The organism is Amycolatopsis sp. NBRC 101858, from assembly GCF_030269325.1.
GTDB lineage: Bacteria > Actinomycetota > Actinomycetes > Mycobacteriales > Pseudonocardiaceae > Amycolatopsis > Amycolatopsis ponsaeliensis.
In genome coordinates, this window is record NZ_BSTD01000004.1 from 83,635 (window position 1) to 99,708 (window position 16,074).

The 16,074-nt window shown below is 72.6% G+C and carries 21 protein-coding genes; 11 read left to right on the plus strand and 10 right to left on the minus strand.

The window, feature by feature from the left end; translation table 11 throughout:
- The first annotated feature begins 1 nt into the window (after position 1).
- Together QSK39_RS29030 and QSK39_RS29035 are read left to right on the plus strand one after the other, a co-directional pair.
- Positions 2–715 carry an SDR family oxidoreductase gene (locus tag QSK39_RS29030; protein ID WP_285481010.1) on the plus strand — a complete coding sequence of 238 codons (714 nt, stop codon included), beginning with the start codon at positions 2–4 and terminating at the stop codon, positions 713–715.
- Positions 699–1,139, plus strand: coding sequence for a VOC family protein (locus QSK39_RS29035; RefSeq protein WP_502873316.1), 441 nt, complete (start codon positions 699–701; stop codon positions 1,137–1,139). The genes QSK39_RS29030 and QSK39_RS29035 overlap by 17 nt, the downstream gene beginning before the upstream one ends.
- Here QSK39_RS29035 and QSK39_RS29040 read toward each other — a convergent pair.
- The 5 genes from QSK39_RS29040 to QSK39_RS29060 form a co-directional block, all read right to left on the minus strand.
- Positions 1,124–1,912 (minus strand): glycoside hydrolase family protein, encoded by a 789-nt coding sequence (locus QSK39_RS29040; RefSeq protein ID WP_285481924.1) that lies wholly within the window; start codon positions 1,910–1,912, stop codon positions 1,124–1,126. The two genes, QSK39_RS29035 and QSK39_RS29040, sit on opposite strands and share 16 nt — an antisense overlap.
- 127 nt (positions 1,913–2,039) lie before the next feature.
- On the minus strand, positions 2,040–2,969 hold the full coding sequence (locus QSK39_RS29045) for a DODA-type extradiol aromatic ring-opening family dioxygenase (protein WP_285481012.1): 930 nt from the start codon (positions 2,967–2,969) through the stop codon (positions 2,040–2,042).
- Positions 2,969–3,862, minus strand: coding sequence for an alpha/beta fold hydrolase (locus QSK39_RS29050; protein WP_285481013.1), 894 nt, complete (start codon positions 3,860–3,862; stop codon positions 2,969–2,971). Before QSK39_RS29050 ends, QSK39_RS29045 begins: the two co-directional genes overlap by 1 nt.
- On the minus strand, positions 3,859–4,365 hold the full coding sequence (locus tag QSK39_RS29055; RefSeq protein ID WP_285481014.1) for a cupin domain-containing protein: 507 nt from the start codon (positions 4,363–4,365) through the stop codon (positions 3,859–3,861). Before QSK39_RS29055 ends, QSK39_RS29050 begins: the two co-directional genes overlap by 4 nt.
- 13 nt (positions 4,366–4,378) lie before the next feature.
- Entirely contained in the window at positions 4,379–5,170 is a 792-nt protein-coding gene (locus tag QSK39_RS29060) for an SDR family oxidoreductase (RefSeq protein ID WP_285481015.1), read from the minus strand.
- Positions 5,171–5,191: 21 nt separating this feature from the next.
- Here QSK39_RS29060 and QSK39_RS29065 point away from each other — a divergent pair, with 21 nt between their 5' ends.
- The 4 genes from QSK39_RS29065 to QSK39_RS29080 all read left to right on the plus strand — a co-directional run bounded on the left by QSK39_RS29065 (position 5,192) and on the right by QSK39_RS29080 (position 8,451).
- Positions 5,192–6,016 (plus strand): IclR family transcriptional regulator, encoded by an 825-nt coding sequence (locus QSK39_RS29065; RefSeq protein ID WP_285481016.1) that lies wholly within the window; start codon positions 5,192–5,194, stop codon positions 6,014–6,016.
- Positions 6,017–6,116: 100 nt separating this feature from the next.
- A complete protein-coding gene (locus QSK39_RS29070) occupies positions 6,117–7,610 on the plus strand; it encodes a flavin-containing monooxygenase (RefSeq protein WP_285481017.1) in 1,494 nt (497 codons plus the stop codon).
- A 14-nt stretch (positions 7,611–7,624) separates the two neighbouring features.
- The gene (locus QSK39_RS29075) at positions 7,625–8,074 is read left to right on the plus strand and encodes a cupin domain-containing protein (protein ID WP_284741379.1); all 450 of its coding nucleotides are present in this window, start codon (positions 7,625–7,627) and stop codon (positions 8,072–8,074) included.
- Positions 8,071–8,451, plus strand: coding sequence for a nuclear transport factor 2 family protein (locus QSK39_RS29080; RefSeq protein ID WP_285481018.1), 381 nt, complete (start codon positions 8,071–8,073; stop codon positions 8,449–8,451). The genes QSK39_RS29075 and QSK39_RS29080 overlap by 4 nt, the downstream gene beginning before the upstream one ends.
- A 38-nt stretch (positions 8,452–8,489) precedes the next feature.
- On the opposite strand, the gene QSK39_RS29085 is transcribed toward QSK39_RS29080, so the two are convergent.
- The 3 genes from QSK39_RS29085 to QSK39_RS29095 all read right to left on the minus strand — a co-directional run bounded on the left by QSK39_RS29085 (position 8,490) and on the right by QSK39_RS29095 (position 9,723).
- A complete protein-coding gene (locus tag QSK39_RS29085) occupies positions 8,490–9,221 on the minus strand; it encodes a hypothetical protein (RefSeq protein WP_285481019.1) in 732 nt (243 codons plus the stop codon).
- A gap of 152 nt (positions 9,222–9,373) precedes the next feature.
- Positions 9,374–9,550 (minus strand): TetR/AcrR family transcriptional regulator, encoded by a 177-nt coding sequence (locus QSK39_RS29090; RefSeq protein ID WP_353051092.1) that lies wholly within the window; start codon positions 9,548–9,550, stop codon positions 9,374–9,376.
- A complete protein-coding gene (locus QSK39_RS29095; RefSeq protein WP_285481021.1) occupies positions 9,547–9,723 on the minus strand; it encodes a hypothetical protein in 177 nt (58 codons plus the stop codon). Before QSK39_RS29095 ends, QSK39_RS29090 begins: the two co-directional genes overlap by 4 nt.
- 267 nt (positions 9,724–9,990) lie before the next feature.
- Between QSK39_RS29095 and QSK39_RS29100 the strand changes: the two genes are divergently transcribed.
- The 4 genes from QSK39_RS29100 to QSK39_RS29115 all read left to right on the plus strand — a co-directional run bounded on the left by QSK39_RS29100 (position 9,991) and on the right by QSK39_RS29115 (position 13,122).
- Positions 9,991–10,656 carry a DUF4190 domain-containing protein gene (locus tag QSK39_RS29100; RefSeq protein ID WP_285481022.1) on the plus strand — a complete coding sequence of 222 codons (666 nt, stop codon included), beginning with the start codon at positions 9,991–9,993 and terminating at the stop codon, positions 10,654–10,656.
- Between the two features lie 89 nt (positions 10,657–10,745).
- On the plus strand, positions 10,746–11,486 hold the full coding sequence (locus QSK39_RS29105) for an SDR family oxidoreductase (RefSeq protein ID WP_285481023.1): 741 nt from the start codon (positions 10,746–10,748) through the stop codon (positions 11,484–11,486).
- A 119-nt stretch (positions 11,487–11,605) separates the two neighbouring features.
- Positions 11,606–12,256, plus strand: a complete 651-nt coding sequence (locus QSK39_RS29110) for an FG-GAP repeat domain-containing protein (protein ID WP_285481024.1) — start codon at positions 11,606–11,608, stop codon at positions 12,254–12,256.
- A 71-nt stretch (positions 12,257–12,327) separates the two neighbouring features.
- Positions 12,328–13,122: an alpha/beta fold hydrolase gene (locus QSK39_RS29115; protein WP_285481025.1), complete on the plus strand. Its 795-nt coding sequence runs from the start codon at positions 12,328–12,330 to the stop codon at positions 13,120–13,122.
- A gap of 4 nt (positions 13,123–13,126) precedes the next feature.
- Here QSK39_RS29115 and QSK39_RS29120 read toward each other — a convergent pair whose 3' ends face one another.
- Positions 13,127–14,113, minus strand: coding sequence for a LuxR C-terminal-related transcriptional regulator (locus QSK39_RS29120; protein WP_285481026.1), 987 nt, complete (start codon positions 14,111–14,113; stop codon positions 13,127–13,129).
- Positions 14,114–14,251: 138 nt separating this feature from the next.
- Complete coding sequence (locus tag QSK39_RS29125) at positions 14,252–14,974, minus strand: SDR family NAD(P)-dependent oxidoreductase (RefSeq protein ID WP_285481027.1); 723 nt, start codon at positions 14,972–14,974, stop codon at positions 14,252–14,254.
- A gap of 59 nt (positions 14,975–15,033) precedes the next feature.
- Between QSK39_RS29125 and QSK39_RS29130 the strand changes: the two genes are divergently transcribed.
- Entirely contained in the window at positions 15,034–16,029 is a 996-nt protein-coding gene (locus QSK39_RS29130) for an AraC-like ligand-binding domain-containing protein (RefSeq protein WP_285481028.1), read from the plus strand.
- Positions 16,030–16,074 lie beyond the last annotated feature (45 nt).

Below are 16,074 nucleotides of genomic sequence, written 5' to 3' on the forward strand. Positions count from 1 at the left end.
GATGACTTCGCTCAAGGATCGCCGCGTGCTCGTCGTCGGCCGCGGCAGCGGCATCGCCCGCGCGGTGACGCTCGCGGCCCGGGCGGCCGGAGCCACGGTCGTGGTCGCCGGGCGCGACGCGGACGCGTTGGCCCGGGCCTACGACGACCCGGACGTCACGGCGGCCGCCGTCGACCTGACCGACGAAGCCTCCGTCGCCGCGCTGGCCGAGCGCCTCGGCCGGGTTGACCACGTCGTCTCGACGGCGTCGGCCCGGGCCCGCGGCACCGTGGGCGAACTGGCCCACGACGTCGTGCTCCGGTCGTTCGACGTCAAGGTCCTCGGCCCGCTGCTGCTGGCGAAGCACTTCGCGCCCCGCATGCCCGAGGACGGCTCGTTCGTGTTCTTCTCGGGATCGTCGGCACGCAAGCCCGCCGCCGGCATGCTCGCCGTCGGGGCGACGAACGCCGCGGTGGACGCGCTGACCCGGGGCCTCGCGGTGGAGCTGGCGCCGATCCGGGTGAACGCGGTCTCGCCGGGCACGATCGACACCGGGGCCTACGACGCCCTCGGAGACGAGAAGAAGGCGGCGTTGTTCGCCGCCCGCGCGGCCACCAGCCCGGCGCGGCGCGTAGGACGTCCTGAGGAGATCGCCGAAGCCGTCGTCTTCGCGCTCGGCAGCAGCTTCCTGACCGGTGTCTCGCTCGGCGTCGACGGGGGTGAACCCCTTGTCTGAGTTCAGCTTGGAGGTCCTGACGCTCCCCGTCGCCGACGTCGACCGGGCCGTCCGGTTCTACACCGAGAACGTCGGCTTCACCCTGGACGTCGACTACGCGCCGCACGACGGCTTCCGGGTCGTCCAGCTGACGCCACCCGGGTCGGCGGCGTCGATCCAGCTCGGGGTCGGCCTGACCGGCGCGGCCCCGGGCTCGGCGCGGGACCACTACCTGGTGGTCGCCGACATCGAGGCGGCCCACGGGGAACTGGCCGGGCGCGGCGTGCCGGTGAGCGCGGTGCGGCACAAGAAGTCCGTGGACTGGCAAGGCGACTTCGCGCCGGGCGCCGACCCGGACCGGCGTGACTACGCGAGCTTCTTCGACTTCGCCGACCCGGACGGCAACACGTGGATCGTCCAGGAGCGCGGTCACACGGCGCGGTAGGCGACGCCGCTCGCGTTGGGTGTCGTCCCGGAGTAGAGGCCGGTCGGGGACGTCGACGTCGACAGCGAGAACCACGCGTACCGCTCCACGAACGACTGCCCTTCGAGCATCGCGGTGGACCGCTGCACGAAGTCGACCTGCTGCGCCGACGACGGGTAGCGCGGGCTGGACCCCGAAAAGTCGATGAGCGCGTACTCGGTCAGCCAGATCGGGAGGTGGTAGCGGTCGTGGACCTTCTGCAGGTACGACTGCAGCTGCCCGGAGGCGGCGCTGGAGAAGTCACCGCCGTACCAGTGCAGCGGGATGAAGTCGACGCGGTAGCCGCGCGCCGCGGCGCCGCTCATGAACCGGTCCAGCCATCCGCCCGCGACGTCGCCGCCGTAGGCCACGGCCGGTGCGCCGAGCCGCAGCCCGGTGGACTGCAGCCGCGGCCAGAGGTCCAGCGCGGTCTCGACGGGCATGCTCGCCTGGCCCGCCAGGTCCGGCTCGTTGAAGGCCAGCAGCGTGCGGCCGTTCGCCTTGGCCCGGTCGAGCTGGTCCTGCGTCACGGAGTCCCGGCCCCAGATCATCGGCACGAACTCGGTGCCGCTCGGCACCGCGATGCCCTGGGGGTCGGCGGCCCAGGTGTAGAACCACTTCGCCCCGACGTCCTTCAGCGCGGTCGCGGCCCCGGAGTAGGGGTTGGCGCTGACACCCTTCTTGGCGCTCGCCCCGGCGGCGGGCGCGGCGAGGCCGCCGAGAGCGAGGAGAACGACGGCCACGACGGCGAGCATTTTCTTCACGAGCCGCTCCTCGGTGAATGTCACGCTGGTCCGTGTCCGGCGTAACGCACCACCGAGGCTCGCGGCAAGATCGCGGCGACGCCGAGGGCGCGAACAGGAACCGTCCGTGCCCGTGCGGTCAGGCGACGGGGAACGTGGTGCCGATGCCCATGCCGGTGATCCACTCCGGGACCGGCTCGTAGCTGGTCCACGCGAGGGGTGCCCCGGCGGCGACCTGGCCGATGAGCCAGCAGCGCACCTCGTGGCCGCCGCTGCCCGCCATCGTCTCGAGCGTCTCGTGGCCCAGGTCGGCCACCGATCCCGCGTCATCGGCGGCCAGGCGGTCGAGGAACCACCGGTCCCACTCCGTGTTCACGCGGGCGCCCGGGTCGCCGCCCATGGCGCGGACGCGGGGTTCGCGGGCCGCCGCGAACGCGCGGACATCCGAACGCCCGTGGATCAGCGACTCCCGGCGTTCGCCCGCCACCTCGCGCGGGTCGTTCGACGGCAGCCAGTGCGACAGCCCGCCGCTCGCCGCCACCAGGACCCGGCCGGGGAAGCTCGCCGACCGCAGCGCCGCCCCGAGCGCCTGCCCCAGCGCGACGCACCGCTCCAGCGTGGGCAGCGGCGGCGCGGCCGTGTTGACGACGACCGGGACCATCGGCAGCCCGGTGCCGCCGGTCAGCATCTCGTAGGTCTGCACGATGCCGTGGTCGACGGTGAGGGAGTACGACAGCGACACGTCGAAGCCCGCCGTCGTCAGTCCGTTGTGGACCGACCACGCCAGCTCCCCGGCGACCGGCAGCGGGCCTTCGGTGCTGCCGAAGTCGCCGAACCCCACCGCGTGCTCGACGCCCAGGACGAACGGCGGCATCACGTCGTAGAAGTTGCCGTGGAAGTGGTCCGGCCCGATCACGACGACCGCGTCCGGGGCGAGGGCCTCGACCGCGCGGCGGGCCCGGTCGGCGTCGGCGAGGAACTTCGCGCCCGGCCCGCCCTCGGACGGCGGCGGCAGCAGCGTCGCGAACGGGCTGTGGGACATGCCGGCGAACCCGGCGATCTCGGCCATCAGGACGGATCCTCTCCGGTCAGCAGCCAGGTGCGGTGGACGTCGAGGAACTCGGCGACCTTCTCCCACTGCGGCCAGTGCCCGGCGTCGTCGATGACGTGCAGCCGCGCGTCGGGCAGCCAGCCGAGCAGCAGCTCGGCCTCGTCGAGCCCGCCGGTGGGGTCGTGGCTGGTCCACAGCAGCAGCGTCGGCGCCTTCACCCGCGACACCCAGGACGGGTCCCACGCGAAGTCCTTGCGCACCTCGGGGTCCTGCAGCACCAGGGTGTTCGTGATCGCCCGGACGAACCCGGGCCGGGAGTAGACCCGGCGGCGCAGGTTCACCAGCTCGTCGGTGACCATCTCCTTGTGGTGGAACAGGAACTCGACGCGGCGGCGCACGGTCTCGTCGCTCGGGTCGAGCACCGCCGCCATCGTGCTGTCGCGCATCCGCGCCATCACTTCGGGTTTGTTGGCGATGTTGCCGGGCGTGTTGAGCACGAGTTTGTCGACCCGGTCCGGGTGGTGGGCGGCGGTCCAGGCGACCACCCAGCCGCCGAGCGACTCGCCCGAGAGGTGGGCCCGCCCGATGCCGAGAGTGTCCAAAAGGGACACGAGGTGCGCGGACAGGACGTCGATCGTGTACGGCCGGTCGGGCAGGTCCGACCAGCCGTGGCCGACCATGTCGTAGGCCGTGACGCGGAAGTCGCGGGCGAGGCCGGCCAGGTCGCGGGCGTAGGCCTCGAGGTGCCCGCCGGTCCCGTGCAGCAGGACCAGGTCGGGCCCGGTGCCCGCCTGCAGCACCCGCGTCCGCACGGGACGTCCGTCGAGCGGGACGTCGACGTGGCGCAGGGTGTGGTCGAGCTCGCCCAGCTCGCCCCAGATGCCGACGTGGTCGGGGATCGGCTCGGTCACTGGTCCTCCCGGTGGTCGAAGCGGGCGCGGGCTTCGGCGAGGGTCGCCATCCCCGCGCTTTGGCGGCGGTTCAGCCCGAGCGGGCCGAGCAGCCGCGAGTTCTCGATGGTGAGGAACTCGACCGGGTGCTCGGCCGAGTCGTTGTGGTGGCGGTGCCAGGTCCACGGCGGGGTGTAGACGAACGACCCGGTCGTCCAGCCGACGGTCTCGTCCTCGATCTCGCTGTGGCCGTCGCCGGTCAGGACGAAGTGGACGGTCTCGTGGTGGTGGCGCTGCATGTCCGAGCTCTCCCCGGCCGGGATGACCTGCCGGAAGAGCTCGAACGTCGCGGTCGGCAGCGTGCCGGCGATCCGCAGCGACGTCGGGTTCGGGACGGCGCCCGGCGGGATCTCCTCGAGGTCGCCGTCGTGCACGACCAGGGGCCGCCTGCCGTCGGGGCGGACGGCGTGGCTGATGCTCGCGAGGAAGTCGGTCATGGTGAAGCCGGGGCCGGTCGTGGTCATGGGCACCTTCCGTTCAGGCGGGACATTCCGTGCGGCCGCCGTCGACGGTGAGCACGGTTCCGTTGACATAGCCTGCTTCGGGCGAGGCCAGGAACGCCACCGCGGCTGCGACCTCGCGCGGCGCGGCGGCCCGCCCGGCCGGGATGGCGGCCAGGTCCTCGGCCATCGCGGTCGCGACGTCGACGCCCGCCGCGCCCGCCCGGCTGCGCACGATCTCCAGGCGTCGCGCGGTGAGCGTGGCGCCGACCGCGACGCAGTTGACCGTCACACCGCGGTCGGCGTACTCGAGGGCGGCCAGCTTCGCCGCCGACGTCGTCGCCGAGCGCAGCACCGTCGAGGCGGCGAGCTCCGGCTGCGGCTGGCGCACCGCCGTCGAGCTGATCACGACGACCCGGCCGAACCCGCGTTCGGCCATCGCGGGCAGCGCGGCGCGCAGGAGGGACAGCGGGCCGAGGACCAGCAGGTCGAGGTCGTGGTGCCACTGCTCGGCCGGGACGTCGAACACGCGGCCGGGTGCGGGTCCGCCGGCGTTGGCCACGACGACGTCGAGGGAGCCGTACCACTCGTGGACCCGGGTCACCGCGGCCGCCGCCGCGGCCGGGTCGGCGAGGTCGCAGACGACGTGCCGGACGTCGTCGCCGAGCGTCGACGCGGTTGCGGCCAGGGTGGACTCCGTGCGGCCGGCGAGGACCACGCGGTGCCCGGCCGCCAGCAGTGCGGCCGCGCAGGCCGAGCCGATGCCACCGGCACCGCCCCCGACGAGCGCGACGCGGCGGCGTTTCGGATGAGACTGGTTGCTCTCCATGATGTGACCTACATTCGGGCCATGACCGCCGGCCGGCCAAGGACGGGTCCCACTGCACGGGACTCCGAAGAGAGCGCCGCTTCCGGGGCGCTCGAACGCGCCGCCGCGCTGCTGGACGCCTTCGACGCGACGCACCGCGAGCTGACGCTGTCCCGGCTCGTCGAGCGCTCGGGCCTGCCGCGCTCGACCGTGCACCGTACGGCCGCCCGGATGATCGAGCTGGGCTGGCTGGACAAACCCGGCGAGAAGTATCGGATCGGGACCCGCCTGTTCGAGCTGTCCGGCCTGGTGCCGGTGCGCCACGAGCTGCGCGAGGCCGTGCTGCCCTACCTGCAGGACCTCTACGCCGCGGCCAAGACGACCGTGCAGCTCGGCGTCCTGGAAGGCACCCGGGTGCTCGTCGTCGAGAAGATCAGCGGCCACCGCCAGCTGCCGATGCTCGACCAGGTCGGCGGGTTCATCCCGGCGCACTGTTCCGGGCTCGGCCGGGCGATCCTCGCCTGGTCGGACGCCGAAACGGTCGGTGCGGTGGTCGACGGCGGGCTCACCCGGCGCACCCCGCGCACGATCACGAGTGCCGCCGCGCTGGAGCGCGAGCTCGCCGTCGTGCACGAGCAGGGCTGGGCCTACGACCGCGAAGAGGGCAACGCCGGCATCAGCTGCGTCGCGGCCCCGATCTTCGACTTCACCGGCAGCGTGACCGCCGCGCTGTCGGTCACCGGGCCCAGCGCCGCGGTGCAGCCCGACCGGATCGGGCCGGCCGTGCGGATGGCGGCCGCGGCGGCCAGCCGCGCGTACTCCGCCCGGCGGTGGGCGGCACCGCGCCCGGACCTGCCGTCCCAGTGACTAGGACTGTCCGTTGGCCGGATGCCCGCGCCTGATCCAGGCTGTGGCGCACGCCGAGCCGGGCCACCGGCACGGGACGCCTCGACGAGGAGGACCAGGCATGCGCGTCGCGATCATCGGGGCCGGGCTGGCCGGGCTGACCACGGCCAAGGTGCTGCTGCAGGCCGGCCACGACGTCGAGGTCTACGACAGGGCACCGGACGTCGGCGGGGTGTGGAGCCGGACCCGGCGCTACCCGGGGCTGACCACGCAGAGCCCCAAGGCGCAGTACTCGTTCTCGGACTTCCCGATGCCCCGGGACTTCCCGGAGTGGCCGACCGGCGCGCAGATCCAGGAGTACCTCGCCGCCTACGCCGACGAGTTCGGCGTCACGCCCCACCTGCGACTCGGGACCACCGTCGAGTCCGTGGTCCCCGACGGTGCGCGGTGGGCGGTGACCACCGGGGCGCAGGGGGCCTCGGTAGTCGACCGCGTCGTCGTCGCGAACGGCGTGTTCTGCGAGCCCGCGCTGCCGGACTACCCGGGCCGCGCGGAGTTCGAAGCCGCGGGCGGGCGGCTGCTGGCCGGTTCGGAGTTCCACGACGTCGCCGAGGCGCGGGGCAAGCACGTGCTCGTCGTCGGGTACGGCAAGTCCGCTTGCGACGTGACCGTGGCGATCGGCGAAGTCGCCGAGACCACCGACGTCATCGCCCGCCAGCTGCTGTGGAAGGTGCCGCGCAAGATCGCCGGCGTGGTCAACTTCAAGATGCTGCTGCTGACCCGGCTGGGCGAGGCGCTGTTCCGCTACCGGTGGCTGCGCGGGTTCGAGAAGTTCCTGCACGGCCCGGGAAACCGGCTGCGACGCTCGATGCTCAACTCCATCGGGTCGGTGTCGGTGCGGCAGTTCGGGCTCGCGAAGCACGACCTGGTGCCGCGCGGGCGGATGGAGGACATCGTCAAGAACGCGATCGGCCTGGCCACTGAGGGGTTCTTCGAGGGCGTGGCCGACGGCTCGATCCGCGTCCACCGCGACCAGGTGATCCAGCGGCTGTCCGTCTCCGATGCGGGCGCGCCGGTGGCCGAGCTGGCCGACGGCACGGTGCTGCCGGCCGACCTGGTCGTCTGCGCGACCGGGTTCACCCAGGGCGTCCCGTTCCTGCCCGAGGACGTCCGAAAAGGATTGTTCGACGAGCGCGGGAACTTCCTGCTGTACCGGCAGATCCAGCCGCTGGCCGCGCCGGGCCTCTACTTCAACGGGTACAACTCGTCGTTCTTCAGCCCGCTCAACGCCGAGATGGCGGCGCTGTGGATCGCGGCCGATCTCGCGGGTGCGCTCACCCTGCCCGACGAGGCGAGCCGGCGCGCCGACGTCGTCGCCCAGCTGGCCTTCCTCGATGTCGCGACCGGGGCGCACCACTGCCGGGGCACCAAGATCATCCCCTTCTCCATCCACAACGTCGACGAGGTGCTCGGCGACCTCGGCGTGCAGATCGGCCGCTTCACCCGCTTCACGCACTGGCTGAACCCGGTCGTGCCCGCGGCCTACCGGTCGCTCACGCCGGCCGTGCTGACCCGGCTGAAGGACGCCCCCGAACCCGCGAAGACCCCGCTGTAGCAAAGGAGTTCCCGATGAGCACCGCGACCGGCCACCACGTCATCCACCCCGGCGACGGCACCAACCTCGGCGCGATCGGGCTGGGGATCCACGCCCGGCTGACCGGCGCCGACACGAACGGCGCGTACTCCCTGTTCGAATACGTGGTGCCGCCGGGTCTCGGCGGGCCGCCGACCCACGTCCACACCCGGGAGGACGAGCTGTTCACGTGCGTCCAGGGCCGCGTCGAGGTGGAGCTCGACGGCGAGCGCCACGTCCTCGGCCAGGGCGATTCGCTGCTGATGCCGCGCGGGGTGCCGCACGTGTTCCGCAACCCGTTCGACGAGGAGACCCGCGTGATCGCCGTGGTTTCCCCGCCGGGCCTGGAGAACTACTACCGGGAGCTGTCGCAGCTGCCGCCCGGCCGGGACATGAAGCTGGTCGCGGAAGTGATGACCCGCTACGGGCTGGAGCTGCGGAAGTGAGCCGCGATCGGATGGTCCGCGAGATGTGCGCGGCGGTCGACGCGGGCGACGCCGAGTCGTTCGCGTCCTGGTTCGCCGACGACGCGGTGTACGTGTTCGCGAACGGCGAGCCGCTGATCGGCCGCGCCGCGATCACCGCGGCGACGGCCGGCGCGGCGGGCGCGCTGCCGTGGGTCCGCCACGTGGTCGAGCAGGTCGCGGAGGTGGGGGCGGACCAGCTGTTCTGCCGGTTCACCATCGAGACGGCGGCCCCGGACGGCACCCCACTGGCCCTGCCGTGCGTGACGGTCATCCGGCTGGCGGGAGACCGGGTGACCGACTACCGCGTCCACATGGACATCACCCCGGCCCTCGCCCCGGCCGGTGCGCCGTCCTGAAGGGTGCCGGGCCCGCCCTTCCGGGCCCGGCACTCCGGTCAGGCGCCGGGACCCGAGTAGATCTCCGATGCCTTGGGGGCCGTGACTGTCGTCGGCTTGTCCCAGTCGGAGAACTCCAGCGTGCCCTCCTTGGCCGCCTGCATGCGCAGCAGGTAGTGCGGTTCGGCGGCGGCGACCGTCGCGGTGCCGTCGACGCTGGTGAACGTCAAGGCCGGGACGCCGCCGGTGGTGGTCTCGCCGCCCGCCTTGAAGGTCTCCGAGCCCAGCTGGCCGACCGTGTTGTCGGTGAAGGTCTTGTAGTCGAGGAACTGCTTGAAGGACTCGCCGATCCCCGCGCCGATCTGCGACGTCGAGGACACCCACTTGTCCTTGAGCTGCTTGCCCACCGACGCCGGGATCCCGGCCTTGTCGATCAGCGACTGGCTGAACCGGAAGAAGTACTTGTCGCCGACGCGCAGGACCGGGATCTCGAGCCCGTCCTGCACCACGGTGCCGCTCGCGCTGTCCGGGTTGAGCTGCAGGTCGAGGTTGACCCCACCCTCGGAGACCGTGCCCCGGACGTGGACGGACTTGGCCTGCTTCGCGGCGGCGGCGACGGCGGAGCCGGCCTTCGAGCCGTCGAGCGACGCGGCCGCGACACTGGCGGACGTCGGAGCGCTGGTGGACGCGGCAGCCGGCGCCGCCGTCCCGGAAGTGGTCGAGCAGCCGGTGCAGATCAGGGCCGCGGCGGCCCCGGTCGCGATGAGTGCTCCCCAGTGGACACGAAGCATGGTCGGAGATCCCCTCGTGAAGGTCCGGGTGATCCGGACACGATCGGGATATCGACCATTCGGGTGATCCGTTACGCCTCGCGACCGAAGAGTGTCCTCATCGGAGCAAGATCGCCGCGATCCGGTCGACGTACCCGGCGATCGCGCCGCGGTCAGCGCGCGCCCACCTTGCCGCGCAGCACGGCGATCCCGGTGATCACCGCCGCCGGCGACTCCGCGCGCAGCTCGCGGTCCGCGCCCGGACGCCTCGGCGCGAGCTGCTCGTCGAACGCGCGCTCGATGCGGTCGCGGACGACCGCGCGGATCACGTCGTCGTTGGCCGCCGTCACGAGACCCGGCAGGTGGCTCGGGTGCTCCGCGCCCACGTCCAGGGCCCGGTCGAGCAGGGCGTGCCGGTGGTCATCGTGTCGGCGGTGTCCAGGTCGCGGCCCGCGGCCTCCGCGATCAGCTCCTCCTTCGACCCGACGTGCCGGTGGACCAGCGCCTGATTGACCCCGGCCACCAGGGCGGGGGAGCCGGTGGGACGTCCCGGCGCTTACTTCTTACGAGTGAACTGCAGGCTGCACTTTCTCACCTTGGGTAACGGCGGTCAGGGAGTCACGCACTGCGGCCACCTGCGGGAATGATCGAGAACTCGGCCGTTCTGAGTCCCCTTCGTTACCGTGGGTCGCTTTTGTGCCCTGTTACGCGCGCGCCTCGCGGTGCGACGGATGGCCCAGAACGTGACCGCATCCGGTCGTGCCGTCGCTGCGCTGAAAGAGGCAATCCCATGTCCTACGCCCCCATGCCACCCCTGTCCGCCCCGGTCGGCTACCGGAACGGCCTCGGCACCGCCGGGTTCGTCCTCGGCCTGGTCGGCCTGATCTTCGCGTTCATCCCGATCGTCGGGGTCGTCGCGTGGCCGCTGGTGATCCTCGGGCTGATCTTCGGCATCGTCGGGACGCTGCGCGCGAACCGCGGCCAGGCGAGCAACAAGGGACTGGCCATCGCCGCGGTCGTGCTTTCCGCGCTGGGACTGGTCATCTGCATCCTCTGGACGGCCGCGTTCGGCAAGGCCGTCAGCGACACCGCGAACGGCCTGCCGGCCCCGGCGGCGCCGGCCGCGGTGGCGGACGCGGGATCCGATGCCGCCGCGGCGGCCCCGAGCGCGGCGGCGTCGGGCAAGCACACGATCGTCCTCGAGGTGACGACGGCGGCGAAGTCGAACGTGCAGTGGAACAGCGGGTTCACCGCGAACTCCCAGGAAGTCCTGGAGAAGGGCAAGACCTGGCGCCAGACCCTGTCGATGGACGACCTGACGTTCACCTCGGTCACGGTCACCCCGGTCGACTTCAAGCTGGGCGACAAGGACAACTCCTGCAAGATCACCGTCGACGGCAAGACCGTGGTCGAGCGGTCCGACAGCGTCGGCGCGCTGTGCACCTACCAGCCCTGATCGCGGGCTCGGCCGGGCCCGCTTGACAGAAGTGGACACGTGTCCGTTAACCTAAGTGGACACATGTCCACTTCAATCGGGGGGTCATCATGACCATCCACGGCAAGGTCGTCGCCATCACCGGTGCCAGCAGTGGCATCGGCGCGGCGACCGCGCGTCACCTCGCCTCGCTCGGTGCGGCCGTCGTCCTCGGGGCGCGGCGCACCGATCGGCTGGACCGGCTCGTGACCGAGATCGAAGACGGCGGGGGACAGGCCTCCGCCGTGCGGGTGGACGTCACCGAGCCCGGTGACCTCCGCGCGCTCGTCGCCACCGCCGTCGAACGCTTCGGCCGGCTGGACGTCCTCGTGGGCAACGCCGGGGTCAGCCGGATCAGCACCGTCGCCGACCTCGATGTCGAAGGCTGGGCGGCGATGGTCGACGTGAACGTCAAGGGCGTCCTGCACGGGATCGCCGCGGCGCTGCCGGTGTTCCGGCGTCAGGGCAGCGGCCACCTCGTCACGGTCGTCTCCACGTCCGGGCTGAAGATCGTCCCGACGCAGGCGGTGTACGCCGGGACGAAGAACGCCGTCCGCACCCTGCTGGAGGGCTTGCGGCAGGAGAGCACCGACGGCGTGCCGCGCACGACGTCGATCTCGCCGGGCTACGTCCGCACCGAGCTCATCGACCACGCCGTCGACGACCCGGCCGTGCGCGAGCAGGCCCAGCGGACCATGGCCGACCTCGGCATCGACCCCGAGGCGGTGGCCCGGGCGATCGTCTTCGCGATCGACCAGCCCGACGACGTCGAAATCGGGGATCTGACCATCCGGCCGTCCCGGCAGGGCTGATCACCCGGGGTTGCGTCCGTGTGGCACATCGCACTCCCGGTGCACGCACGGTCACTGTGGCCGTCTTTCTTCATGGGGGCACGTTCGGTGAAAAGATCACCGAACGGGAGGGAGATCTCATGAACCGCACCGGAATCGTCCGCACCGCGACCGTCGCCGGCCTGGCCGCGGCCCTGGGCCTGGCCGTCGCCGCGCCGGCGGTGGCCGCGCCGGGCCCGGTCACCACGGTCGCCGACCTCAACGGCGACGGGGAGATCGAGACCGTCGACGCCCAGGTCGTCGGGGACGGCGACCAGCTGATCTCGGCCACGGTCGACGGGACGTACACCTCGATCCACCTGCCGGCCGACAGTCAGTTCGGCATCGAGGCGCCGCGCGTGGCCGACCTCAACGGAGACGGCCGGGCCGAACTGCTCGTCGCCCAGTCGATCGGCGCGAACACCACGTTCTTCGCCGTGCTGCACTTCGACGGGCGCACCCTCGCTCAGGTCGTCGGGGCCGACGACCGGCCGTTCACGGTCGCCGAGGGCGGGGGCGTCGCCGCTCACCTGGGCTACCAGTGCACGCCGTTCGAGGGCGGCCGCGCCTTCGCGACCGTCGCCGCGGAGAGTGACGACGTCGGCCGCCCGGCCGACCAGCTCACCTACTCGGGTACCCGCACCGTCTACACCCTCCGCGACGGCGCCTTGAGCGTCCACGACACGGTTCCGTTCAGCGGCCGTCCGGTGACGGATCCCGTGCTCGACGCCGACTCCGCCGGCTGCGCCTGAGGTATTGGCCTACGGAACTCCCCCGGATTGTGCAACAATCCGGGGGATAACGTAGGTGGCGAGGAGCGCGCATGGAGATCGACGGGGTCCGGGTGCACGGCGGATCGGGGCAGCCGGTGCTGCTGCTGCCCGGCGGGGCCGAAGCGTGCGACGGCTTCTTCCCGGGCCTCGTCGAAGGTCTCGTCGCCGATCCGGGGTGCCGGGTGATCGTGCACGACCGGCCCGGCACGGGCACCGCCGCCGACGGGACCCTGGCCGGCGCCGCGGACCACCTGAGCGCCCTGATCGACCGGCTGGGGTGCGGTCCGGTGGTGGTGGTCGGGCAGAGCCTCGGCGGGGCCGTGGGCGTGCTGCTGGCGCGGGACCACCCCGACCGGGTCGCGGGCCTCGTCCTGCTCGACCCGACGGTGATCAACGAACCCCGCACCTGCGCGGTCCTGGAACGCATGACGCGCGTGCTCGGCGCCGCCGCGGCGGTGCCCGGACTGCGCTCGGTGCTCGCCGGGCTCTTGCGCGTCTCCGTCGTCCGGTCCACCCGACGCCAACGGCTGCGGCCGGACTGCGAGGCCGCTCAGCTGCGGCTGGCGAGCCTCGACATCCCGATGCTGGCCCGGGCGGTCCGGGGCATCACCGAGCTGTCCCGCGGTTTCCGGGAGGCCGACCTGCCCCGCGTGCCGTCGGTGGTGGTCACCGCCGACCGCAAGCCCGGCACGTCGATGCGGCGTGGCCACACGAGGCTCGCGGCCGCGTTCGGCGGTGAGGTCGTGTGCTGGCCGGGCGCGACGCACGGCGTGCACCTCGACCACCCCGGCGAAACCCTCGCCACCGTGCGCGACCTCGTCAGCCGGGTGAGCTCGCCGGCCTGACCGGTCAGCGCGCCAGGTGCTTCCGGACGTCCTCGGCGACGGCACCGCGGCCGGTCATCCGGTACTTCGCCAGGATGTTGCGGACGTGGGACTTGACGGTGTGCGGGCTGATCCCCAGTTCGCGCGCGATCCGGTCGTTCGGCAGGTCGCTGCCGAGCAGGACCGCGACCCCCTGTTCCGCGGCGGTGAGCGACCGGAAGCGTTCTTCGGGGCCGTTGTCGATGTCGAGCGTGAGCTCGACGAGGTCCGACTGGAGCTGCTGGCAGTCGGTCACGATGCGCTGCAGGGCCTCGCGCAGCGAAGCGCCGGGTGCCGCGAGGGCGTCCTGGGCGCGCTGCCGGACGTCGGCGACGCGAGACGAGAGCAGCTCGACGATGTGGTCCGCGGTGACCAGCTGCGGTGCGTCGCCGACGTCGGCCGGCAGCCGGCGCAGCGCGTCGAGGTCTTCGGCTTCCTTCGTCAGCACGCGCGCGACGAGATCGGCGAGCCATTCGAAGGCGCGGACGGAATTGTCGTCGAAGGTGTCCGGCCGGTAGCTCTGCATGGACATCATGCCGAACACCGCAGGCTCACCCTCGCGGCCGCGGCGGAACAGGGGAGTGGTGACGGCGTCGGCGGAAGCGCGGCTGGTGTCCCCGGACGCGACGCCGGAGTTGAGCGCGGCGCCGTTGTCGTACTGCATCCGGTAGGTCTGGCGGTGCTTCAGCAACCAGGCGGCCTGGCCGCGCGGGCCGTAGATGTGCGACGCGGGATCGGTGTACATGCCGCCGTCGTAGCCGTACGGGTAGCGGACGCGGTTCGCGCCGTGGAAGAACCCGATGTAGAAGTGGTCCAGGGGAACGATCTTGGCCATGACGGCGCGGGCGTAGTCGTAGAGGCCGTAGTGGTCGCCGCGGTAGTAGGCGTCGATCTTGTGGAAGGCCTCGCGCAGGATCAGCGTCGTCTCGGCGTCGACCCGGAGCCGGGCCGGTGGTTCCGGGGCGTCGGGCACGGTCCCATGATGAGGCCCCGGCGCGATTCCGTCACTCCGCGAGCGATGGTGGCCAGTGAGGCGTGCTGAGACCGTTGACGGAGCGGCGATCCGCTGCGAGAAACGGAGGATTTCCGATGGAGACCCATTTCTGACGCTTCAGGCGAGCGGAGTCCCGGTGTGGCCGGCGAGGGCCTCGAGGAGCCGGTCCTGGAAGTCCCGGTCGCCGGCCATGGGATGCCGGTCGAGGCGTCGCCGGTGGTACCAGTAGCCGTCCGTCGTCAACGCTTCCGGCTCTTCGCCGGTCGCGAGCCAGGTCTGGGTCGGCGTCGCCAGGCGCAGGTCGCCGGGGGCGCCCGCGCCGCCCATGCGGGTGGGGACCCAGCCGGGATCGACGGCGTGGACGTGCACCTCCGGCCACCGCCGGGCGACGGCGGCCGCGAGCGTCGTGAGCAACAGCTTGCTGTCGGAGTAGGAGGCGGTCGGGCGCGTGCCGGACCAGTCGAGGCCGGCGAGCCCGGCCCGGCCGCCGCGGTGCATGCCGCTGCTGAGGTAGACCAGGCGCGCGGGCCGCGTGACGAGCGCGGTCAGCAGGTAGGGCGCGACCACGTTGACCGGGAGCACCGCGGGACCGGTCATGACGCCGGCGTTGTGGATCACGGCGTCCGGCCGCCCGAGCCGGTTCACCTGCGCGGCGACACCCCGGGTCTGCTCGAGGTCCGCGAGGTCTCCGGTCACGACGTCGGCGCCGCGCGCGGCCAGGTCGTCGAGCCTGCCGGCGTCGCGGCCGTGGGCGACGACGTGGTGGCTGTCGGCGAGGAGGGCTTCGGCGGTGAGGCGGCCGAGGCCCTGGGTGGAGCCGGTGACGAGAATCCGTGCCACCGCGCCGAGACTACGCCCGCCGCTGGACAGCGCGGCGGTGACCTGGTGATACTCAGTGCGTGTCCGCCACTTTGGACAGAGGTGCCTACGCGGAGCTGACGACCTCGATGGTGTCGGCGCAGGAGGCGTTCGCCTACTGGCGGGAGATGATCTGCGCGACGTTCGTCCGGCTGGTGGCCGAGCCGGTCGCCGGCGCCGGGTTCAGCGGCCGGATCGAGCACGTCCCCGTCGGCGACCTCGAACTGTCCACCGTCGTGGCGGGCGGCCAGCACGTGCGGCGCACCCGCTCGCTGGTCGCGCGCGGGGACGAGGAGTACCTGCTCGCGAGCATCCAGGTGCGGGGGCGGGGCCGCGTCGAACAGGACGGGCGGACGGCCCTGCTCGCGCCCGGTGACCTGGCGTTCTACGACAGCACGCGGCCCTACACCCTGCACTTCGACGACCCGTTCCACCAGCTCGTCGTCCAGGTCCCGAAGCGGGAGCTGCTGGTGCGCGACACCCGCCGGCTGACCGCGCGGGCATGCGGCCGCGGCACGCCGGGTGCGGTGGTGTCGACCTTCTTCACGGCACTGGCCGACACGGCGAGGGCGGCGCCGGACCAGTCCGCGGTGCTGCTGCCCCACGCGCTGGGGCTGCTGTCGGCCACGGCGTCGTTCGCCGGCGACGCCCGGCCCGGTCCGCAGGCCGCGGAAGCGGTGGCACGGGAGCGCGTGCTGGCGTTCCTGCGCCGCAACCTCGCCGATCCCCGGCTGGACGCGGAAACAGTGGCCCGCGCGTGCCGCGTTTCGCGCCGCACGCTGTACCGGATCGCGGGCGAGGAAGGGATCGCCGCGCGCCTGCGCCGGATGCGGATCGAGCAGGCCCGGGCGCTCCTGGTCGCCGATCCCGGGCGGACGATCGGCTCGGTCGCCGCGGCCTGCGGGTTCGACAGCGAATCCGGGTTCCACCGCGCTTTCCGAGCGGTCAACGGGAAATCGCCGGGCGAGTACCGCCGTGGGGCCACCGCCGCAGCCGGATCCGATCGCGCCGTCGCGGGTGGCACGGCGGGTCAGTGACCGCGGCACGATCGGTCAGCCGGGCCCTCCGTGCCCGGCGCATCG